Origin of the sequence: Actinomadura sp. NBRC 104412 (assembly GCF_030269515.1) — a bacterium.
Taxonomy (GTDB): Bacteria; Actinomycetota; Actinomycetes; order Streptosporangiales; family Streptosporangiaceae; genus Spirillospora.
In genome coordinates, this window is record NZ_BSTM01000008.1 from 95087 (window position 1) to 116266 (window position 21180).

Genomic DNA, 21180 nt, shown 5'->3' on the forward strand with positions numbered 1-21180 from the left:
GGCATCTCAGGCGGCCTTTCGGTCGTGCGCGTGCTTCTGGAAGTGGGCGAGGATCCTCGGGTAGACGTCCTCGTGGGCGTTCTTGCCGAGGATGGGGTCGATGTGGCCGTATCCGGGCAGCACCTCCAGCTCGTGCCGGCCGGGGACGATCTTCGACAGCAGCGCGTGGCACACCACGTTGGAGTCGGTGAAGATCCGGTTGTGGTCGCCGGTGGTGAACAGGATCGGTGTGGTGATCTCGGCGGCCCTGGCCAGGAAGTCCGTGGGCAGCGCCTTCAGCTTGGGATCCTTCGGATCGAACCGCACCGCCTTGCCGGCTCTCACCATCCTGCGGATGTGCCGGTAGTAGTGGACGTCCGAGGCGCCGTTGAGGTCGGCCAGCCGGTCGTGGACGTGGGTCTCGGGCGCGAGGTTCTCGTGCATGAAGAACCCGGGCCGCCCGGACGCCCACATGAAGCTCTGCATGTGGCAGGCCGACTCCTTGCACTCCGGGTGGAACGCGGAGATCACCTTGGACAGCAGCCACCGGGCGGTCGGCTTGGGCGCCTGGCTGAACCGGGGGTCGATGACGGGGGAGCCCAGGATGTAGTCGGCGAACGCCGGGCCCACCGCCATCTTCACCTTCGACCAGCCGGGCACGCGCGGCGTCAGCGACACGCTGTTGACCACCAGGCTGGCCAGGTCGTCCTCGATGGCGCCGCCGAACAGGCTCATGCTGAACGACAGCGCGCCCAGGCAGTGCGCGAACACGTGCACCCGCCGGTCGCCGATGTGGCGGCGCAGCTCGGCCATCGCCGCCGGGTAGTCGAACAGCGCGATGTCGTCGAGCGAGTAGCGGCGCAGGTTGGTGTTGTAGGGGAGCCGGTTGCTCATCCGGAAGTCCAGCGCCCACACGTCCCCGAACCCGTTGTCGAGCAGGTAGCTCACCATGTTGTAGATCTCCGGCATGGTGAACAGGTCGCTGGAGGAGGTCAGCCCGTGCAGCAGCAGCACGACGTCGTCGCAGTCCTCCCGGTGGAAGCGCGACAGCGTGAGGAGCAGATCGTCCTCGGTGACGACCGGATGCAGCGACCGCTCGGCGTCCTTCACGCCGTCGGCCGAGAATCGTCGGATTCGCCGTGCCATCTGTCCGCCCTCCCGGCTCAACATCGGTGCCAACCCTGTCAGTCCCGTACGAACCGGCGGCATCGTGGAAAACCCGTAATCGGAGCCGGGACGTACGTGGTGGGATCCGTGTGACAGTAAGAGTCCGGTTTGACGGTATCGGTTCGTGCTTGTCCGTATTTCGGGGCGTTGCGCGTGAGACGGGCGGACGAAGGACTCAGGCGCGGTCGCTGCCGGGCAGGGCGTTGAGCGCGGTGGCGACGCCGACACGGGAGCTCACCCCGAGCTTGGCGAACACCCGGGACAGATGCGTCTCGACCGTCCGGACGCTGAGGAACAGCTTCTCGGCGACCTGCTGGTTGGTGCAGCCCTGCGCGACCAGCGTCGCGATCTCGTACTCGCGGGGGGACAGGCCGAACGGCTCGTCGCCCTTCCGGCCGCGGCGCGGCCCCGGCACCCTGACGCCGAGGCGACGCTGCTCGCGCACCGTCTGGTCGGCCAGCGCGCGGGCGCCGCACTCCTCGAAGATCGTCACGGCGGCGCGCAGCCGCTCCCTGGCCCGGTCGCGGTCGCCGGCCGCCTGATAGGCCAGGCCCGAGGCCAGCTCGGCCCTGCCCGCCTCCAGGCGCCGTCCCGCCCCGTCCAGCATCCGCGCGGCCTCGGCCGCCAGGGCGGCGGAGGCCGCCGGGTCGGACGTACGGGTGGCGTGCGCGCGGGCGAGCCGCACCAGGCCGGCGTCGGCGGGCACGCCGATGCCGCCGAGCATCTCGGCGATGCCGGCCCACTTGCCGGGGTCGCCGTCCTTCTCGCGGTGCGACTCGCAGTAGGCCAGCAGCTCCGCGCAGCTCATCAGGGTGGACGGGTCCAGCTTGGGCGAGCCGGGGTCGCCGCACGCCTCGACGATCGCGACCGCGCCCTCCTCCAGCCGGCCGGCGTTGACCAGCGCGACGCCCCGGGCGTACCGGGCCATCGCGCCCCACCACTCGCCGGCGCCCGCGTCGCCCGCCACGGCCTCCTCGCCCAGCCGCAGCGCCCGCTCGTGCTCACCGGACCAGGCGGCGACCAGGCACTGCTGGGTGAGGCCGAACACGACCGTTTCGGCGGACCGCACCATCCGCGAGGTCTCGGTGGCCTCCTCGGCGGCGTCGGCGGCCTCGGCCAGCCGCCCCAGCAGGGTGTACGCCCTGGCCTGCGCGTTCAGCAGGAAGGTGATGTAGGCGGCCTGGCCGGTGGCGCGCGCGATGGCCACGCACCGTTCGAGGCGGCGCAGCGCGGGCTCGTACCGGCCCAGCATGACCTCCGCCCAGCACAGCCACGGGACGTGGTCGAGCGCCTCGGCGATGTGGCTGTCGGGAGCCTCGGCGTACACGGCGTCGGCGGCCTCGGAGTAGGCGATCGCGTCGTCCACCCGCCCGCCGGCGTAGGCGGGCATCACCCGCAGCGAGGCGACCGCGACCCGCAGGCCGGGCGCCCAGCCCGGGGCGTTCTCCGGCATCCGGTCCAGGACGGCCTGCGCGCCCCGCACGTCCACCCGCATCAGCCGGTCGGCCACCAGCCGGGTGCGGAGCAGCACGGCGGCGGGCGCCTGCGGGTCGGGAATGCGATGCAGCTCGTCCAGGACCAGCGCGCGGGCCTCCTGGTGGCGGTTGAGCTGCCGCTCCATCACCGCGCACATCTGCACGGCGCGGGCCCGGCGGTCGTGGTCGTCGGGCGGCAGCAGCCGCAGCAGCGTGCGGGCGGTCTCCCGGCCCTCCACGAGCTGCCCGCTGACGGTCTGCGCGTGCGCGAGCTCCACCAGCAGCCGCACGCGCGGGGGCTCCCCGTCGGCGTCGGCCTGGTCGGAGTCCTCCGGCATGAGGCGCAGCGCGGCCTTCAGCCAGTGCGCCGCCGTCGCCGGGGCCTGCGGCGCGACGGCGCGGGCCGCCTCCACCAGCGTCGCGATCGCCGACCGGTCGCCGTAGGTGGCCGAACGCTCCACGTGGTGGGCGCGGAGCGTGGCGGGGGCGCCGAGGTCGGCGAGGTAACGGGCGATCCGCGCGTGCGCGCCCAGCCGCCAGCCCGCCGCGGCCGACCCGTACACCACGTGCCGGACCAGCGGATGGCGGAACCGGAACCGCCCGGCGGACGCGGGCCGCACCACGTCGCGCGCCGCCAGCTCGTCGAGGGCGGCCAGCGCCTCCGCGTCGGGCCGCTGTGCGCCGGCGGCGGCCAGCGCGGGCTCGAACTCGTCGGCGGCGACCGCGGCGGCCTGCGCGATCAGCAGGACGGTCGCGTCCAGGCCGCTCAGCTCCAGTTGCAACGCGGTGCGGACGGCGGGCGGCAGCTCGGTGATGTCGCCCAGGTCGGGCAGCGTGCCCCAGACCTCGGGGTCGGCGGCCGCCGGACGGTCGGCGCCGTCCTTGCGGGCCAGCGCCTCCAGGTAGAAGGGGTTGCCGCCGCTGGCCTCGTACAACGACTGGCAGCGGGACCGGCTCGTGCCCGGGCCGAGGAACTCCTCGACCTCCTCGATGGTGAACGGGTCGGCGGTGACGCTGACGCCGTGCTCGCCTGCCACGTCCACCAGGCCCGCCAGCCGGGGCGGGGCCTGCGCGGGACGGTAGGCGACCCCGATCAGCACCTTGGCGCGCGGAGGGTGGCGCACCAGGTAGCCCAGCAGCTCGATGGAGGCGTCGTCGGCCCAGTGGACGTCGTCGAGCAGCAACACCAGGCCGTCGTCGTAGGCCAGCTCCTCCAGCAGGTGCCGCACCGCGCGGTGCAACTGGTAGCGCGCGACGCCGAGCGTCTCCGGCGCCGGGTCGGGCCGGTGCTCGTGCGCGGGCAGGACGGTGGTGTCGCCGTTGGAGGAGGACGTGCCGTGGCCACCCGCGGTCATGGCGCTGAGCGCGCCTGCCGGGGCCATGGCGGGCGCGCCGCCACCGGCCGTCCCCGTCAGCGCGGGGAACACCGTGGACAGCAGCCGGGTGGTGGCGGGGTCCAGGTCGGGGCGGCGCTCTTCGAGCTGGTCGTCCAGGGCGTCCACCAGCGCGCCGAACGGCATCTGCTGCTCGAACTCGGCGGCGCGCCCGGCCAGCACCCTCAGCCCGCGCGAGGCCCCGGCCTCGGCGAGCTCGCCCAGCAGCCGGGTCTTGCCCGCGCCGGGGTCGCCCGACAGCGCGAGGAAGCGGAAGGAACCCCCGGCCACCGAGTCCAGCGCACCGTCCAGGACGCGCAACGCGTCCCGCCGCCCGACCAGGGGCGTCCCCGCGGGATCCCTGGTGCCGTGACCCGCGTTCCGGTCCGCGCGACCTCCCATGTCCACACCCCAACAGTGACAGGCGGTCGATGCGCCGTGATCGTGCCACTTGTACGACTACCGGGTATCGCACCGGTCATATTACTGATCTCCGGGGAACGGGTGATTCGCACCGGGCGCGTGCCCCGCCCGTGTTCTGGCCGGTGTGGGCCGCGTCCCCCCTCTTCCGGTTCAGGCGAGCGCGCCGGAGGACCTTCCGGACCACCGGTCATGTGCTATCAACCGTCATCGCCGCCCCGGTGTCAATAGTGACGGTCTGTCGAATAGTCGTCGTGGGCCTATCCTCGCAGCCGCGACCACGATCTGCGCGGAGAATCGGCGATCCGGCTGAGGACGACCAGGGCCGCCGGGGGACGCGCGGTTTTGCCTCGCTCCAGCCTCCGCATGAACGCGAGCTGCTCCAGCGTCGGCGGGCCGACCGCGAGGCTGCGCCGGGTGGCGGTGGCGGCGTCGGCCTGCCCGGTGTGGACGAGGTAGGCCGCCGCCATCGTGCCCGCGCGCCCGACTCCGGCCCCGCAGTGCACGAACACCGTGCCCTTCGCCGACCGGACGGTGGTCATGAACCGGTCGACCTGGGCGGGTGTGGGCGCCTGCCCGTCCCTGAGGGGCAGCCGCACGACCGTCAGCCCGGCCCGCCGGGGGATCGCGAGCGCGGACGCGGGCAGCCGCTCGGCCCTCAGGTCGACCACCGTGCGGACACCGAGCCGGGCCAGGTGGCGATACCCGTCCGCGCTGGGCGCCGAGCCCCGCCACAGGTGGTCGTCGACCCGTTCGAAGTTCTGGACCCCGCGTACCGAGGAAGGCCCGCCGACCCGGTGCATGGCCGTCCGGTCGGCGCCCCGCGCGGCGGCGCTCATCCCCAGGATGACCAGGCTCACCACCGCGAACACGACCCCGTAGCCGATCACCCCGCCGAGCGCGGCCACCCCCAGCGCGCGCAGGGCACGGACCTTGGCACTGCGGGGCCGGCCTCCCTGCCCTTCCGTCCGCCCTTCCGTCCGCCCTTCCGTGCCGGGGCTCTGTGCCTCGCCGATGCCGTGCTCCGCGTCACCGTCCCGCCCCATGACCACCCTCTCGTCCGCCGGCGCCCCCGCGACACCGGGTGGTACCAAACTAGGCGGAGGCGAGCCGTGCGGCGGCCTCCTCCCAGGGACGGATGTCGCCGGTGGGGTCGTACCGGCGCACCGGCTGGGTGGCGGCGACCAGGGAGCGGATCTCCGCCAGATCGCTGACCAGGCCGTGGGCGCGGGCCTGGACGAGCACGTTGCCGAGCGCGGTGGCCTCGACCGGGCCGGCGACCACGGGGAGGCCGCAGGCGTCGGCGGTCAGCCGGCACAGCAGCTCGTTGCGGCTGCCGCCGCCGACCATGTGGACGACGTCGATCTCCCGTCCCGACAGCCGCACCGCCTCCCGGAGGGTGGCCCGGTGGGCCAGGGCGAGGCTGTCCAGGACGCACCGGACGATCTCCGCGCGGGTGCGGGGCTCGGGGAAACCGCGCCGCACGCAGTGCGCGGCGATCCTGGCCGGCATGTCGCCGGGCGGCAGGAACTCCGGGTCGTCCGGGTCGATGAGGAAGCGCCGTGCCGGCACCTGCTCGGCCTCGGCGAGCAGGGCGGGCAGGTCCGGGGAGCCCCAGGTGCGCAGCGACTCCTGGAGCAGCCACATGCCCATGATGTTGCGCAGATAGCGGATCGTCCCGTCGATGCCGCCCTCGTTGGTGAAGTTGGCCGCGCGGCTCTCGCCCGACAGCACCGGCGCGTCCAGTTCCACCCCGGCCAGCGACCAGGTGCCGCAGGAGATGAAGCCGAACCGTTCCCCGGCGGTGGCCGGGACGGCGGCCACGGCCGACGCGGTGTCGTGCGACGCGACCGCCGTGACGGCCAGGTCGCGCGGGAGACCGGCGTCCCCGGCCACATCCGGCCGCGGCGTCCCGATCACGGCGCCGGGGTCGCGCAGGTCCGGCAGGAGGCGGGCGGGCAGCCCGAGCTTGCCGAGCAGCGTCCGCGACCACTCGCCGGTCCGGACGTCCAGCAGCCCGGTGGTGGAGGCGTTGGTGCGCTCGGCGCCCGCCTCGCCGGTCAGCCAGAACGCCAGCAGGTCGGGGATCAGCAGCAGCCTGCTCGCCCGTTCCAGCCCCGCGCCGGCGGCGACGAGCTGGAAGACGGTGTTGAACGGCAGGAATTGCAGGCCCGACACCTGGTAGAGCAGCTCGTCCCCCACCTCGGCGCGGACCCGTTCCATGACCCCGGCGGTACGGGAGTCGCGGTAGTGGACCGGGTTGCCCAGCAGCGCGCCGTCCTCGTCGAGCAGACCGTAGTCGACGGCCCACGAGTCGATGCCGACGGACACGAGCCCGTCCCGGGCGGCGTCTCTCAGCCCGTCCAGGACGTTGCGGTACAGGTCGAGGATGTCCCAGTGCAGGGTGCCGTTGACCCGGACGGGGCGGTTGGGGAAGCGGTGGACCTCGGTGAGGTCGAGCGTCCCGTCGCCGATCCGGGCGGTCATCACGCGTCCGCTGGAGGCGCCGAGGTCGACGGCCGCGAACAGAGGGGTGGTCATTGAACGTGCCATTCGGTTTCAGTGCAGGAGCAGGACGTCGAGCGTGCGCGGGCCGTGGACCCCCTCGACCCGGGACAGCTCGATGTCGCTGGTGGCCGAGGGGCCGGACACGAAGGTCAGCGGGCGTGCCGGGTCGAGCCGTTCCAGGGCCTCGGGGACGTCGGCGGCGACCTGGTCGGCGGTGACGACGATCAGGTGGTAGTCGGGGACGAGCGACAGCGCCCGCGGTCCCTGCGCCGGGCCGTGGTCCAGGACGATCGTGCCGGTCTCGGCGATCCCGGCCGCGCAGGCGGTGATCGCGCCGGCCAGCCCGTCCAGGTCGGCGACGGCCGGGTCGCGCACCAGCCACCCTTCCTCGACCTCCGCGACCCATGCGCCGGGCAGCCCGCCCGGCACCCCGTACAACCCGGGGCGGGACGCCAGCGCCTCCGCGACCGCGCCCGGCAGTTCCGCGGCGGTGACCGCGCGGACCGTGGCGCGGTAGTGCGCGACCCGTTCGGCGAACAGGTCGAGAATGCCGTCGCCGTGGTGCCGTCGCAGGTAGGAGCGGTCGATCTCGGCGTAGGACTTGGCGACCTCGGCCGCGGGCCGGGCCGGGGCGATCCGGTCGATCCGCCGCAGGATCTCGTCCCGTGCGCTCACTTGGTCCCTCCGCCGGTGCGCGACCACCAGGCTCGGAACGACTCCTTCGGCGGGGCGGGCGCGTCCCGGGTGTCGGTCCAGCCTTTCAGCGGGCCGGGGAGGCGGCGGATGCGCCCGTTGCGGCCGACGACCCAGCGGCTCGCCGACGCCGCGCGCTGCGCCAGGCCCAGCCTGGCCGGGGAACGCAGCGTCCAGGCGGCGACGCCCATCGTGGCCCGCTCGATCGGGTGCTTGTGCGACCCCTCCACGGCGCGGGCGCGCAGATGCACCAGCACCTCGGGGATGTCGATGGCGACGGGGCACGCCTCGAAGCAGGCCCCGCACAGCGACGACGCGTACGGCAGGGAGGCGTCCACCTCCGACCCGATCCCGCGGATCTGCGGCGACAGGATCGCGCCGATCGGCCCCGGGTAGGGAGAGCCGTAGGCGTGGCCGCCCGCGCGCGAGTACACCGGGCACACGTTCAGGCAGGCCGAGCAGCGGATGCAGCGCAGCGCCTGCCGCCCGACCTCGTCCTCCAGCGTGTCGACGCGGCCGTTGTCCAGCAGGACGAGGTGGAAGTCGCGGGGCCCGTCGCCCTCGGACGTGCCCGTCCAGGTGGAGGTGTAGGGGTTCATCCGCTCGGCGGTGGACGAGCGGGGCAGCAGTTGGAGGAACACCTCCAGGTCGCGCCAGCTCGGAACGATCTTCTCCACGCCCATCACCGAGATCAGCGTCTCGGGGAGGGTGAGGCACATCCGGCCGTTGCCCTCCGACTCCACCACCACCAGCGTCCCGGTGTCGGCGACCGCGAAGTTGGCGCCCGAGATCCCGACCTTGGCCGACAGGAACTTGGCGCGCAGATGGGCGCGGGCCGCGGCGGTCAGCTCGGTGGGGGAGTCCGACAGGCCGGGCGGTGCGTCCGGCATCTCGCGGCGGAAGATGTCGCGGATGTCGGATCGGTTGCGGTGGATCGCCGGGACGAGGATGTGCGAGGGCCGGTCGTGCCCGAGCTGGACGATCAGCTCGGCCAGGTCGGTCTCGTAGGCGGTGATGCCCTCCTCGGCCAGCGCCTCGTTCAGCCCGATCTCCTGGGTGGCCATCGACTTGACCTTGACGACCTCCCGCTCGCCGGTGGCCTTGACCAGGCCGGCGACGATCCGGTTGGCCTCGGCCGCGTCCCTGGCCCAGTGCACGGTGCCGCCGGCCTCCGTGACCTTCTCCTCAAGCCGCCGCAGGTAGTGGCCGAGGTTGGCCAGGACGTGGTCCTTGATCTGTTTGCCGGCCTCGCGCAGCGCCGCCCAGTCGTCCAGCTCCGCGACGGCGGCGGCGCGGCGGCCGCGGATCGTCGTGGTGGCGTGCGCCAGGTTGCGGCGCAGCCGGGTGTCGGCGACCGCCTTCCTGGCCGCGTCGGGGAACGAGGGCATCCCGACGTAGGTGGGCATCGCTCCGTCATGCTTCGCGCGGCCGTTCATCGGGCGGTCTCCTCCGTGGAGGCCAGGATCTCGGCCAGGTGGACGGTCCGGACGCCCGAGCGGGTGCGGGTCAGCGCGCCGCCGATGTGCATCAGGCAGGAGTTGTCGGCCGCGCACAGCGCCTCGGCCCCCGTGCGCCGCACGTTGGTGACCTTGTCGGCGCACATCGCGGCCGACACCTCGGAGTTCTTCAGCGCGAACGTCCCGCCGAAGCCGCAGCACTCGGTGGCCTCGGGCAGCTCGACCAGGTCGATGCCGCGCACCTCGCGCAGCAGCCGCAGCGGCCGGTCGCCCACGTGCAGCATCCGCAGCGAGTGGCAGGTCGGATGGTAGGTGACGCGGTGGGGGAAGTAGGCGCCCACATCGGTCACGCCGAGCACGTCCACCAGGAACTCCGACAGCTCGTAGACCTTGGGCACCGGCCCGTCGTGGAGCCTGGGATGCCAGTCGCGGACCATCGCGCCGCAGGACGCCGACGGGGTCACGACCGCGTCGTACCCCGCGAACGCCTCGGCGAAGCCCCGTGCCAGGGGCGCGGCCTGGGAGCGGTATCCGGTGTTGAAGTGCATCTGGCCGCAGCAGGTCTGCGCTTCGGGGAAGTCGACCTCCTGGCCGAGCCTGCGCAGCAACCGGACGACCGCCTTGCCCGTGCCCGGGAAGAGGGTGTCGTTGAGGCAGGTGATGAACAGGGCGACCTTCATCGCGGGCTCCGTTCCGTCGAGTCGCGGACGACCAGCTCCGGCTGGAACATGACCTGCTGGTGGGCGTGGGTCTCGGTGTCGTCGCACTCCTCCAGGAGCAGCTCGGTGGCGATCCGTCCCAGTTGGTAGGTGGGCTGGCGCACCGAGCTGAGCGGGACCGCGGCCGCCGCGCTGAACTCGATGTCGTCGTACCCGATCACGGCCACGTCCGCGGGCACCTTCACGCCCGCGCGCAGCAGCACCCGCAGCACGCCCAGCGCGAGCAGGTCGTTCGCGCAGAAGACGGCGTCGGGCAGCGTCTCGGCCTCCAGCAGGCGGTGGGCCGCCTCCTGGCCGTTGCGGGCGTTCATCGCGGGGACGGTCAGCTCGGTCATGGCGTTCCGTCCCAGCCCGGCGGCGCGCAGGGCGCGCAGCGCGCCCTTGCGGCGGTCGGTGCACTGCCGCAGGGCGGAGGGGCCGGTGACGAACGCGATGCTGCGGGCGCCCCGGTCGAGCAGGTGCCCGACCGCCAGTTCCCCGCCCGCCATGTCGTCCACCGCGACCGAGCACTGGTTGGCGCGGGGGGTCGGGTGGTCCAGCAGGACGACCGGGACGCCCCGGTCGCGCAGCAGGTCGGCGTTCTGCCCGTCGTCCCCGACCGGGGTGACCAGGACGCCCCGGACCCGCTGCTCCGCCAGGACCCGGAGGTTGCGCTGCTCGCGCTCGCCCGACTCGGCCGAGGAGGACAGCAGGACGGCGTAGCCGCGTTCGCTCGCCACGTCCTCGACCCCGCGGGCCACGTCGGTGAAGAACGGGTTGGCCAGGTCGAGCACCATCAGGCCGATCGTGCTGCTGTGCCCGGCGCGCAGCGTGGACGCCGACCCGTTGCGGACGAACCCCAGCTCGCGGATCGATCTCTCCACCCTGGCACGGGTCGCGGCGGCGACCCGTTCTGGACGGTTGAGCACGTTGGAGACCGTACCGGGGGAGACCCCGGCATGCTCGGCGACCTGCTTGATCCCCACGGTGCCCAACTCGCGCCCCCCGGTCTCCTCCACCGCTGCCAGATGCCGCGCTCACTTTGGGTCATCCTTTAAAACGTGTCAACCCTACTGTGAGGTGCCGTTTGCTCACCAGGCGGCCACGGGCCCCGATGGCAACGAGCGGAGAACGGCCTCTTGACGAGCGGTTGCGTCCACATCTACCGTCCTGGGCAACATAGATTTAAAACGTTTTTCATAGCAAGGTTACGTGGCACTACGAGCAACACCAGTGAGGAGGGTGGCCGTGAGCGCACCCGCGCGGTCGGCGCCGCCGACATTGGCACTGGTCAACGTGAGCAAGTCGTTCGGCGCCGTGCGGGCACTGCAGGACGTCACCCTGGAGCTGTACGCCGGTGAGGTGCATGCCCTCGCCGGCGAGAACGGCGCCGGTAAGTCCACAGTGGTAAAAACGTTCGCAGGCGTGCACCGTCCCGACGCGGGCGAGGTCCGCGTCGACGGGCGGCCGGTGGAGTTCCACGGGCCCGGCGACGCCCAGCAGGCCGGGGTCGCGGTCATCTACCAGGAGCCCACGCTGTTCCCCGACCTGTCGGTCGCCGAGAACATCTTCATGGGCCGCCAGCCCCGCGCCGGGCTGGGCAGGATCGACCGCCGGGCCATGCACGAGCGCACCTCCGAGCTGTTCGCCCGGCTGGGTGTCGCGCTGGACCCCCAGCAACCCGCCCGCGGTCTGTCCATCGCCGACCAGCAGGTCGTCGAGATCGCCAAGGCCATCTCCCGGGACGCCCGGGTGCTGATCATGGACGAGCCGACCGCCGCGCTGACCGGCCAGGAGGTGGCCCGGCTGTTCACGGTCACCAGGACCCTCCAGGAGCAGGGCTGCGCGATCCTGTTCATCTCGCACCGGCTGGAGGAGATCTTCGAGCTCTGCCAGCGGGTCACCACCCTGCGCGACGGCACCTACATCGGCACCGAGCCGGTGGACGGCCTCACCCCCGACGACCTGGTGCAGCGGATGGTCGGCCGCGAGCTCGGCCAGCTCTACCCCAAGCAGGACGTCACGCCGGGCGAGGTGGCGCTGAAGGTGTCCAGGCTCACCCGCGAGGGCGCCTTCACCGACATCTCCTTCGAGGTGCGGCGCGGCGAGATCGTCGCGCTGGCCGGGCTGGTCGGCGCGGGCCGCAGCGAGGTCGCCCGCGCGATCTTCGGCGTGGACCGCTGGGACGCCGGAAGCGTCGAGGTGGCCGGGCGGAGGCTGCCGCCCGCGAGCCCGACCGCCGCCATGTCGGTCGGGCTGGCGCTGGTCCCCGAGGACCGCCGCCAGCAGGGCCTGGTCATGGACATGTCCATCGAGCGCAACATGGGCCTCACCCAGCTCCGCGCGCTGCGCCGCGCCACCCGGCGCGGGCCGCTGATCTCCCGCAGGGTGGAGCGGGACCGCGCCGCCGACTGGGCGCTGCGGCTCCAGCTCAAGTACGCCCGGCTGAGCGACGTCGTCGGCGTCCTGTCGGGCGGCAACCAGCAGAAGGTCGTGCTGGCCAAGTGGCTGGCCACCGAGCCCACCGTGCTGATCGTGGACGAGCCCACCCGCGGCATCGACGTCGGCACCAAGGCCGAGGTGCACCGGCTGCTGTCGGAACTGGCCTCGCAGGACCTGGCGGTGCTGATGATCTCCTCCGACCTGCCCGAGGTGCTCGGCATGGCCGACCGGGTGCTGGTCATGCACGAGGGGCGGCTGGCCGCCGAGATCGCGCGGGCCGACGCCACCGAGGAGACGGTCATGGCCGCCGCGACCGGCCGCGCCGGCGACGGGAACGGGAAGGCGGCCTGATGACCACGCTCACCGAGACCCCGACCAGGCCCCCCGCCGACGCCCCCGCCCAGACCGGCGGCCGGCTGGTCGACCTGGTGCTGCGGGCCCGCGAACTGAGCATCGCCGCGGCCCTGATCCTGCTGGTGGTCATCACCACCATCGCCAACCCGCAGTTCCTGTCCGCGCAGGGCGTCGAGGACATCTTCCTCAACGCCTCCATCCTGGTGCTGCTCGCGGTCGGCCAGACCATGGTCGTGGTCACCCGCAACATCGACCTGTCGGTCGGCTCGGTCGTCGGGCTGGTCGCGTTCGTCACCGGCGACTTCGCCTCGGGCACCGACCGCAACGTGCTGCTGGTCCTGGTGGTCGGCATGGCCATCGGCACCCTGTGCGGCCTGGTGAACGGGCTGCTGGTCAGCTTCTGCCGGGTCCCCGCGCTGGTGGTCACCCTGGGCACGCTGTACGTGATCCAGGGCATCGACTACTACCTCGCGCACGGCGAGCAGATCAGCGCGTCCGACCTGCCGTCCTCGGTGCTGTCGCTGGGCAACGACGCCGTGCTGGGCGTTCCCTACCTGCCGATCATCACCGTGGCGGTCATGCTGGCCATGGGCTACTACCTGCGGTCCTACTCCTCGGGCCGGGAGTTCTACGCGATCGGGTCCAACCCCGAGGCGGCCCGGCTCGCCGGCGTCCCGATCCGGCGCAGGGTGCTGACCGCCTACCTGGTCAGCGGCCTGCTCGCCGGCCTCGCCGGGGTGCTGTGGCTGGCCCGGTTCGGCACGGTGGTGGCCGACGCCGCCAACGGCTGGGAGCTGAAGGTGGTCAGCGCGGTCGTGGTCGGCGGCGTGGCCATCGTCGGCGGCACCGGCACCGTGTACGGCGCGGCCCTGGGCGCCCTGCTGATCACCACCATCGGCAGCGTGCTGGTGGTGCTCAAGGTCAACTCGTTCTGGCAGGACGCCATCACCGGCGTGCTGCTCCTGCTGGCCATCAGCGTGGACCGGCTGCTGGCGCTGCGCGTCACCCGCGCCCTGCGCGTCAGGTCCAGGACCAGGCGGGGACGCCGCTGGCTCAACGGCAACGGCGGCGCGCACCGCGCCGGGCGGGCCGAGGCCGCCCCGCCGTCCCCGGCGACCAAGGAAGGGAGCGCTCGCGATGAGGTTTGATCCGCGCGGCCTGCTCCGCTGGGAGAGCGCCGTCATCCTGCTGCTGGTGGTGGTGTTCTTCGGCGGCGCCGGGATCTCCCCGGACTTCGCCAACTCCGACAACCTGTCCTTCGCGCTCGGCGACCTCAGCGAGATCGCGCTGATCGCGCTGCCGATGACCCTGCTGGTGGTCTGCGGCCAGGTGGACCTGTCGGTCGCCTCCGTGCTGGGCCTGTGCAGCGCGCTCACCGGCGCCCTGTGGGACGCCGGCTGGGCACTGGAGACGATCTTCGTGGTGGTGCTGGTGGTCGGCCTGGTCTGCGGGCTGATCAACGGCTGGCTGGTCACCAGGCTCGGGCTGCCGTCGCTGGCGGTCACCATCGGCACGATGACCCTCTACCGGGGCCTGGCCTACGTCGTGCTCGGCACCGAGGCCATCTCCCAGTTCCCGCAGCGGTACGCCGACCTGGCCACCCAGTCGGTCCCCGGCACCCCCGTCCCGTACCCGATGGCGCTGTTCGCCCTGCTCGCGCTGGTCACCGGCGTGGCGCTGCACGCCACCGGGATCGGCCGGTCGATGTTCGCGATCGGATCGCAGGAGGACGCCGCCTACTTCGCCGGCATCCGGGTCAAGCGGATCAAGCTGGTGCTGTTCGTGATCTCCGGCCTGGTCGCGGGCTTCGCCGGGATCGTCTACACCCTTCGGTACGGCAGCGCCCGTGCCGACAACGGTCTCGGCCTGGAGCTCACCGTGATCGCCGCGGTGCTGCTCGGCGGGATCGACTTCGACGGCGGCAAGGGCACCCTCGGCGGCGTGATCGCCGCGGTGCTGCTCATCGGGCTGCTGCGCAACCTGCTGATGCTCAACGACGTCTCGACCGAGATCCAGTCGATCGTCACCGGGCTGCTGCTGATCGTGTCGGTCCTCACACCACGGCTGATCGCCGTGGTGCGGGAAACGCGGGGACGACCGCGGGGGCCTCGACCCGAGGCCCCCGCCCCCGCGGCGACCTCATGACCCTGTCCCTCTGACCACCCCCCACCTGACCCACCCTGAAAGGCAACGACCATGACCGTCCGTCTGCGCGCTCCGCGCCGTCTCGCGGCGATCGCGAGCGTGAGCGTTCTGGCCCTTTCGCTGGCCGCTTGCGGTGGCACGACCAAGGAGTCGTCCTCGTCCGAAGGCGGCGCCGCCGGTGGCGGGGCGGCCTCGGCCAACCCCAACGCGCCCATCAAGAAGGGCCTGAAGATCGCCTTCCTGCCCAAGCAGGTCAACAACCCCTACGAGACGATCGTCGACAAGGCCGGCATCGAGGCCGCCAAGGAGTACGGCGGCGAGGCCAAGGAGGTCGGCCCGTCCGACGCCTCGGCGTCCTCGCAGGTGTCCTACATCAACACGCTGGTGCAGCAGCGGCACGACGCGATCCTGATCGCCGCCAACGACGAGAACGCGGTGTGCGGCCCGCTCAAGCAGGCCATGTCCCGCAACATCAAGGTGGTGTCCTACGACTCCGACACCGCCAAGGACTGCCGGAACCTGTTCATCAACCAGGCCAGCTCCGAGGAGATCGGGCGCAGCCAGGTCAAGCTGCTCAGCGACATGATCGGTGGCAAGGGCGAGATCGCGATCCTGTCCGCCACCGCCAACGCCACCAACCAGAACACCTGGATCCGCTTCATGCAGGACGAGCTGAAGAAGCCGGAGTACTCCGGGCTGAAGCTCGTCAAGATCGCCTACGGTGACGACGACGACCAGAAGTCGTTCCAGCAGACCCAGGGCCTGCTCCAGGCGTACCCGAACCTCAAGGGCATCATCTCCCCGACCACGGTCGGCATCGCCGCCGCGGCGCGCTACATCAGCGGCTCCAAGTACAAGGGCAAGGTCACGCTGACCGGCCTGGGCACCCCGAACCAGATGCGCCAGTTCGTCAAGGACGGCACCGTCCAGAAGTTCGCGCTCTGGGACCCCAAGAACCTGGGCTACCTGGCGTCCTACGCGGCGGCCGCGCTGGCGTCCGGCCAGATCACCGGCAAGCAGGGTGAGACCTTCAAGGCCGGCAAGCTCGGCTCGCGCACCATCGGCGCCGACGGCGAGGTGATCCTCGGGCCGCCCACGGTCTTCGACAAGAACAACATCGATCAGTACGACTTCTGATCCCCATTCGTCCCGTCCCGCCGCGGCGCTCCCTCATCAGGCCGCGGCGGGACGGGAATCCAGGAGGGGCCTCGTGAAACGCGTCTGCTTCCTGCTGAAGGTCAAGCAGGACCGGCTGGAGGAGTACCGGGAACGGCACGCGCACGTGTGGCCGGACATGCTGGCCGCTCTGCGCGACACCGGCTGGCACAACTACTCGCTCTTCCTGCGCGAGGACGGGCTGCTGGTCGGCTACCTGGAGACCGAGGACTTCGAGAAGGCGCAGGAGGGCATGGCGCGCACCGAGGTCAACGCGCGCTGGCAGGCCGAGATGGCGCCGTTCTTCGAGGACCTGGACGGCCGTCCCGACGAGGGCATGCGGCCGCTCACCGAGGTCTTCCACCTGGACTGAGACACCCTCCAAGCCGCTGAAGGGAGAGGTAACCCCGTGACCGACAGGAGCGCGGTGAAGGACGCTCTTCGCCGCCAGCACATCGAGACTCCCTCGTGGGCGTACGGCAACTCCGGCACCCGGTTCAAGGTGTTCGCGCAGCAGGGTGTGCCGCGCACTCCGCAGGAGAAGATCGACGACGCCGCGCAGGTGCACAGGTTCACCGGCGTGGCGCCCAGCGTCGCCCTGCACATCCCGTGGGACAGGGTGGACGACTACGCCGCGCTCGCCGCGCACGCCAAGGACCAGGGCGTGGCGATCGGGGCGATCAACAGCAACGTCTTCCAGGACGACGACTACATGCTGGGCAGCGTCACCAACCCGGACCCGGCGGTGCGCCGCAAGGCGCTGGACCACCTGCTGGAATGCGTCGACATCATGGACCAGACCGGGTCGCGCGACCTGAAGCTGTGGTTCTCCGACGGGACCAACTACCCGGGCCAGGACGACATCCGCGCCCGCCAGGACCGGCTGGCCGAGGCGCTGGCCGCCGTCTACGACAGGCTCGGCGACGACCAGCGGTTCCTGCTGGAGTACAAGCTGTTCGAGCCTGCCTTCTACACCACCGACGTGCCGGACTGGGGCACCTCGTACGCGCACTGCGTCAAGCTCGGCGACAAGGCGAAGGTGTGCGTGGACACCGGCCACCATGCGCCGGGCACCAACATCGAGTTCATCGTGGCGTTCCTGCTGCGCGAGGACAAGCTGGGCGCGTTCGACTTCAACTCCCGCTTCTACGCCGACGACGACCTGATGGTGGGCGCCGCCGACCCGTTCCAGCTTTTCCGGATCATGTACGAGGTGGTGCGCGGCGGCGGGTACGAGCCGGAGGCCGGCGTGGCGTTCATGCTCGACCAGTGCCACAACATCGAGCCCAAGATCCAGGGGCAGATCCGGTCGGTGATGAACGTGCAGGAGGCCACCGCCAAGGCCCTGCTGGTGGACCGGGACGCGCTGCACGCCGCGCAGGACGCCGGTGACGTGCTGGGCGCCAACGCGGTGTTCATGGACGCCTACAACACCGACGTCCGCCCGCTGCTGGCCGAGGTCCGCGAGGACATGGGCCTGGACCCCGACCCGATCGCCGCGTACAAGGCGTCCGGCTACTACGAGAAGGTGGTGGCCGAGCGCAAGGACGGGCAGGCCGCCGGGTGGGGGGCCTGACCGGCCCGGCCCGGACCGGCGTCATCGGCCTCGGCTCGACGAGCCTACGCACACCTACGCACACGCACGCGAAGCTACGCACACCTATCGCACATCTATAAGGAGACCTTCCGATGACCGCCACTCCGCCCCAGGTGGAGCAACTGCTGGAGCGGGCGCACACCCTGGGCTCGGACCCGCGCAACACCAACTACGCGGGCGGCAACGCCTCGGCCAAAGGCACCGTCACCGACCCGGTGACCGCGCAGGACGTCGAGCTGATGTGGGTCAAGGGCTCCGGCGGCGACCTCGGCACGCTCACCGAGGCGGGGCTCGCGGTGCTCCGCCTCGACCGCATGCGCGCGCTCGTGGACGTCTACCCCGGTGTCGAGCGCGAGGACGAGATGGTGGCCGCGTTCGACTACTGCCTGCACGGCAAGGGCGGCGCGGCCCCGTCCATCGACACCGCCATGCACGGCCTGGTGGAGGCCGCGCACGTCGACCACCTGCACCCGGACTCGGGCATCGCGATCGCGACGGCCGCCGACGGCGAGGAGCTGACCCGGCGGATCTTCGGCGACCGGGTGCTGTGGGTGCCGTGGCGGCGCCCCGGGTTCCAGCTCGGCCTGGACATCGCGGCGATCAAGAAGGACAACCCGCAGGCGATCGGGGTGGTGCTGGGCGGGCACGGCATCACCGCGTGGGGCGACACCAGCGAGGAGTGCCAGGCCAACTCGCTGGAGATCATCCGTACCGCCGAGGCGTACATCGCCGAGCACGGCCGGTCCGATCCGTTCGGCGCGGTGGTGTACGAGACGCTGCCGGAGGCGGAGCGGCACGAGCGCGCCGCCGCGCTGTTCCCGCTGCTGCGCGGCCTGGCGTCCACTGACAGGCCGCAGGTGGGGCACTACACCGACAGCCCCGAGGTGCTCGACTTCGTCTCCCGCGCCGAGCACCCGCGTCTCGCCGCGCTCGGCACCTCGTGCCCGGACCACTTCCTGCGCACCAAGGTCGCGCCGCTGGTCCTGGACCTGCCGCCGGACGCGCCGCTCGACCGGGTGACCGCCAGGCTGCGCGAGCTGCACGCCGCCTACCGCGAGGAGTACGCGGCCTACTACGCGCGGAACGCGACGCCCGACTCCCCGCCGATGCGCGGTGCCGACCCGGCGATCGTGCTGGTGCCCGGCGTCGGCATGTTCAGCTTCGGCGCCAACAAGCAGACCGCGCGGGTCGCGGGCGAGTTCTACGTCAACGCGATCAACGTGATGCGGGGCGCCGAGGCGCTGTCCACGTACGCGCCCATCCCCGAGTCGGAGAAGTTCCGGATCGAGTACTGGGAACTGGAGGAGGCCAAGCTCCGCCGGATGCCCAGGCCCAAGCCGCTGGCGACCCGCGTCGCGCTGGTCACGGGCGGCGGCTCGGGCATCGGCGCGGCCACGGCGCGGCGGCTGGCGGCCGAGGGCGCCTGCGTGGTGGTCGCCGACCGCGACCTCGCCGGGGCCGAGAAGGTCGCGGCGGAGATCGGCGCGGGCGCGTCGCGGCAGGAGGACGTGGCGATCGCGGTGGCCGTGGACGTCACCGACGAGGACCAGATCGCCCGCGCCGTCCGGGAGGCGGTGCTGGCCTTCGGCGGGATCGACCTGGTCGTCAACAACGCCGGGCTGTCGATCTCCAAGCCGCTGCTGGAGACCACGGCGGCCGACTGGGACCTCCAGCACGACGTGATGGCGCGGGGCTCGTTCCTGGTCTCCCGGGAGACCGCCCGCGTCATGATCGACCAGAACCTGGGCGGCGACATCGTCTACATCTCGTCCAAGAACGCGGTGTTCGCCGGGCCCAACAACGTCGCCTACGGCGCCACCAAGGCCGACCAGGCGCACCAGGTGCGGCTGCTGGCCGCGGAGCTGGGCGAGCACGGCATCCGCGTCAACGGCATCAACCCCGACGGCGTCGTCCGCGGCTCGGGGATCTTCGCCGGGGGCTGGGGCGCGCAGCGCGCCGCGGTCTACGGGGTGGAGGAGGAGAAGCTCGGCGAGTTCTACGCGCAGCGCACGCTCCTGAAGCGGGAGGTGCTGCCCGAGCATGTCGCCGCCGCCGTCTTCGCCCTCACCGGCGGGGACCTCACCCACACCACCGGCCTGCACATCCCCGTGGACGCGGGGGTCGCCGCGGCCTTCCTGCGCTGACCGGCGACCGCCGAACCGACGACCACCGACGCAGACGACCGATTGGAGCGAGACATGGCCACGAACACGGTACGAGTGGGGCTGGTGGCCGGTGGGCTGGGCGCCTACTGGCCCCAGTTCCCCGATCTGCTGCCCCAGCTCAAGCGCTCCGCCGCACGCGTGTCGGAACGGATGCGCGACCTGGGCGCCGAGGTCGAGGTCGTGGACGTCGGGTTCATCTCCGACGCGGAGGAGGGAGCCGCGGCGGCGGAGAAGCTGCGGGTCGCCGGGTGCGACCTCATCGTCGGCTTCCTCACCACCTACATGACCGCCACCATGCTGGTGCCGATCGCCCAGCGGTCCGGCGCGCCCGTCCTGCTGATCAACCTGCAGCCGACCGAGTCGATGGACCACGCGACCTTCGACACCGGCCAGTGGCTGGCCTACTGCGGGGCCTGCCCGCTGCCGGAGATGGCCAACGCGTTCCAGCGCTGCGGGATCCCGTTCCGGTCGGTGTCGGGGTACGTGGAGGACGAGCGCGCCTGGGCGAAGATCGGGCGCTGGGTCCGGGCCGCGGGCGTCCGGGCCGCGCTGCGCCGGGGCCGGCACGGCCTGATGGGGCACCTGTACCCCGGCATGCTGGACGTGTCGACCGACCTCACCCTGGTCAGCGCCAACTTCGGCGGGCACGTCGAGGTGCTGGAGTTCGACGACCTGCGGGTGCGGGTGGAGAAGGTCACCGACACCGAGGCCAAGGCCAAGGTGGACGAGGCCCGCGACATCTTCGAGCTGGCCGACTCGGTGAACGAGGACGACCTGGGCTGGGCCGCCCGCGTCTCCGTCGGCCTGGACCGCCTGGTGGAGGACTTCGGCCTGGACAGCCTGGCCTACTACCACCGGGGCCTGGACGGCGAGATCCACGAGCGGCTCGGCGCCGGGATGATCCTGGGCGCGTCGCTGCTCACGGCGCGCGGCATCCCGGCGGCGGGGGAGTACGAGCTGCGCACCTCGCTGGCCATGCTGATCGCCGACCGGCTCGGCGCGGGCGGCTCGTTCACCGAGCTGCAGGCGCTGGACTTCCACCGCGGCCATGTGGAGATGGGCCATGACGGCCCCGCCCACCTGGCCATCAGCGCGCGCAAGCCGCTGCTGCGCGGGCTCGGCGTCTACCACGGCAAGCGCGGGTACGGCGTGTCGGTCGAGTTCGACGTCAAGCACGGCCCGGTCACCGCGTTCGGGATCATCCAGCGCAGGGACGGCCGGTTCGGGTTCGTGGCGTCCGAGGGCGAGACCGTGGACGGCCCGCTGCTGCAGATCGGCAACACCACCTCGCGGGTCGACTTCGGCTGCGACCCGGGCGAGTGGGTGGACGAGTGGAGCGCCACCGGCATCTCCCACCACTGGGCGCTGGGCACCGGCCACCGCGTCGCCGACCTCAAGGCCCTTGCCGACCTGATGGACCTGGAGTTCACGGAGGTCCGTCCTTGATACCCGGCGCGTAGCCGGCGACCTTTCCGCTCCTCAACGCAAGTGTGATCGGGGGATCCCACCCTGGCCGCGGGGAACCGGCCCCCGGCCGTGCCGTGGCGCGTGC

Annotated in this window: 16 protein-coding genes; 8 read left to right on the forward strand and 8 right to left on the reverse strand. The window is 72.2% G+C overall.

Annotated features, from left to right (window positions below):
- Nucleotides 1-6 precede the first annotated feature (6 nt).
- From QSK21_RS12655 to QSK21_RS12690, 8 genes are all read right to left on the reverse strand, one after another.
- Entirely contained in the window at nucleotides 7-1125 is a 1119-nt protein-coding gene (locus tag QSK21_RS12655) for an alpha/beta fold hydrolase (protein WP_285695806.1), read from the reverse strand.
- A gap of 196 nt (nucleotides 1126-1321) precedes the next feature.
- Complete coding sequence (locus QSK21_RS12660) at nucleotides 1322-4396, reverse strand: helix-turn-helix transcriptional regulator (RefSeq protein ID WP_285695807.1); 3075 nt, start codon at nucleotides 4394-4396, stop codon at nucleotides 1322-1324.
- A gap of 278 nt (nucleotides 4397-4674) precedes the next feature.
- Nucleotides 4675-5460 carry a protein-tyrosine phosphatase family protein gene (locus QSK21_RS12665; RefSeq protein WP_285695808.1) on the reverse strand — a complete coding sequence of 262 codons (786 nt, stop codon included), beginning with the start codon at nucleotides 5458-5460 and terminating at the stop codon, nucleotides 4675-4677.
- 49 nt (nucleotides 5461-5509) lie between these two features.
- On the reverse strand, nucleotides 5510-6955 hold the full coding sequence (locus QSK21_RS12670) for a rhamnulokinase (RefSeq protein WP_285695810.1): 1446 nt from the start codon (nucleotides 6953-6955) through the stop codon (nucleotides 5510-5512).
- Nucleotides 6956-6973: 18 nt separating this feature from the next.
- On the reverse strand, nucleotides 6974-7597 hold the full coding sequence (locus QSK21_RS12675; protein WP_285695811.1) for a LutC/YkgG family protein: 624 nt from the start codon (nucleotides 7595-7597) through the stop codon (nucleotides 6974-6976).
- Nucleotides 7594-9003 carry a LutB/LldF family L-lactate oxidation iron-sulfur protein gene (locus QSK21_RS12680; RefSeq protein ID WP_285695990.1) on the reverse strand — a complete coding sequence of 470 codons (1410 nt, stop codon included), beginning with the start codon at nucleotides 9001-9003 and terminating at the stop codon, nucleotides 7594-7596. The genes QSK21_RS12675 and QSK21_RS12680 overlap by 4 nt, the downstream gene beginning before the upstream one ends.
- 44 nt (nucleotides 9004-9047) lie before the next feature.
- Nucleotides 9048-9752 carry a (Fe-S)-binding protein gene (locus tag QSK21_RS12685; RefSeq protein ID WP_285695812.1) on the reverse strand — a complete coding sequence of 235 codons (705 nt, stop codon included), beginning with the start codon at nucleotides 9750-9752 and terminating at the stop codon, nucleotides 9048-9050.
- Nucleotides 9749-10789 (reverse strand): LacI family DNA-binding transcriptional regulator, encoded by a 1041-nt coding sequence (locus QSK21_RS12690; protein ID WP_285695813.1) that lies wholly within the window; start codon nucleotides 10787-10789, stop codon nucleotides 9749-9751. Before QSK21_RS12690 ends, QSK21_RS12685 begins: the two co-directional genes overlap by 4 nt.
- Nucleotides 10790-11018: 229 nt before the next feature.
- On the opposite strand from QSK21_RS12690, the gene QSK21_RS12695 reads away from it, so the two are divergent.
- The 8 genes from QSK21_RS12695 (at nucleotide 11019) to QSK21_RS12730 (ending at nucleotide 21074) form a co-directional block, all read left to right on the forward strand.
- Complete coding sequence (locus QSK21_RS12695; protein WP_502871554.1) at nucleotides 11019-12563, forward strand: sugar ABC transporter ATP-binding protein; 1545 nt, start codon at nucleotides 11019-11021, stop codon at nucleotides 12561-12563.
- Nucleotides 12563-13714 carry an ABC transporter permease gene (locus QSK21_RS12700; RefSeq protein ID WP_285695814.1) on the forward strand — a complete coding sequence of 384 codons (1152 nt, stop codon included), beginning with the start codon at nucleotides 12563-12565 and terminating at the stop codon, nucleotides 13712-13714. Before QSK21_RS12695 ends, QSK21_RS12700 begins: the two co-directional genes overlap by 1 nt.
- Complete coding sequence (locus QSK21_RS12705) at nucleotides 13704-14711, forward strand: ABC transporter permease (protein ID WP_285695815.1); 1008 nt, start codon at nucleotides 13704-13706, stop codon at nucleotides 14709-14711. Before QSK21_RS12700 ends, QSK21_RS12705 begins: the two co-directional genes overlap by 11 nt.
- 51 nt (nucleotides 14712-14762) lie before the next feature.
- Nucleotides 14763-15848, forward strand: coding sequence for a rhamnose ABC transporter substrate-binding protein (rhaS, locus tag QSK21_RS12710; RefSeq protein WP_285695816.1), 1086 nt, complete (start codon nucleotides 14763-14765; stop codon nucleotides 15846-15848).
- 73 nt (nucleotides 15849-15921) lie between these two features.
- Entirely contained in the window at nucleotides 15922-16239 is a 318-nt protein-coding gene (locus QSK21_RS12715; protein ID WP_285695817.1) for an L-rhamnose mutarotase, read from the forward strand.
- Between the two features lie 36 nt (nucleotides 16240-16275).
- Entirely contained in the window at nucleotides 16276-17442 is a 1167-nt protein-coding gene (rhaI, locus tag QSK21_RS12720) for an L-rhamnose isomerase (protein WP_285695818.1), read from the forward strand.
- A 113-nt stretch (nucleotides 17443-17555) separates the two neighbouring features.
- The gene (locus tag QSK21_RS12725; RefSeq protein WP_285695819.1) at nucleotides 17556-19607 is read left to right on the forward strand and encodes a bifunctional aldolase/short-chain dehydrogenase; all 2052 of its coding nucleotides are present in this window, start codon (nucleotides 17556-17558) and stop codon (nucleotides 19605-19607) included.
- 54 nt (nucleotides 19608-19661) lie between these two features.
- Nucleotides 19662-21074 (forward strand): L-fucose/L-arabinose isomerase family protein, encoded by a 1413-nt coding sequence (locus QSK21_RS12730; protein WP_285695820.1) that lies wholly within the window; start codon nucleotides 19662-19664, stop codon nucleotides 21072-21074.
- The last annotated feature ends 106 nt before the right edge of the window (nucleotides 21075-21180 follow it).

What these genes read in the sequence shown, in the direction of transcription:
- QSK21_RS12655 (WP_285695806.1), bottom strand. Translation starts at nt 1,125, where the DNA reads ATGGCACGGCGAATCCGACGATTCTCGGCCGACGGCGTGAAGGACGCC.
- QSK21_RS12660 (WP_285695807.1), bottom strand. Translation starts at nt 4,396, where the DNA reads ATGGGAGGTCGCGCGGACCGGAACGCGGGTCACGGCACCAGGGATCCC.
- QSK21_RS12665 (WP_285695808.1), bottom strand. Translation starts at nt 5,460, where the DNA reads ATGGGGCGGGACGGTGACGCGGAGCACGGCATCGGCGAGGCACAGAGC.
- QSK21_RS12670 (WP_285695810.1), bottom strand. Translation starts at nt 6,955, where the DNA reads ATGACCACCCCTCTGTTCGCGGCCGTCGACCTCGGCGCCTCCAGCGGA.
- QSK21_RS12680 (WP_285695990.1), bottom strand. Translation starts at nt 9,003, where the DNA reads ATGCCCTCGTTCCCCGACGCGGCCAGGAAGGCGGTCGCCGACACCCGG.
- QSK21_RS12685 (WP_285695812.1), bottom strand. Translation starts at nt 9,752, where the DNA reads ATGAAGGTCGCCCTGTTCATCACCTGCCTCAACGACACCCTCTTCCCG.
- QSK21_RS12700 (WP_285695814.1), top strand. Translation starts at nt 12,563, where the DNA reads ATGACCACGCTCACCGAGACCCCGACCAGGCCCCCCGCCGACGCCCCC.
- QSK21_RS12705 (WP_285695815.1), top strand. Translation starts at nt 13,704, where the DNA reads ATGAGGTTTGATCCGCGCGGCCTGCTCCGCTGGGAGAGCGCCGTCATC.
- rhaS (WP_285695816.1), top strand. Translation starts at nt 14,763, where the DNA reads ATGACCGTCCGTCTGCGCGCTCCGCGCCGTCTCGCGGCGATCGCGAGC.
- QSK21_RS12725 (WP_285695819.1), top strand. Translation starts at nt 17,556, where the DNA reads ATGACCGCCACTCCGCCCCAGGTGGAGCAACTGCTGGAGCGGGCGCAC.
- QSK21_RS12730 (WP_285695820.1), top strand. Translation starts at nt 19,662, where the DNA reads ATGGCCACGAACACGGTACGAGTGGGGCTGGTGGCCGGTGGGCTGGGC.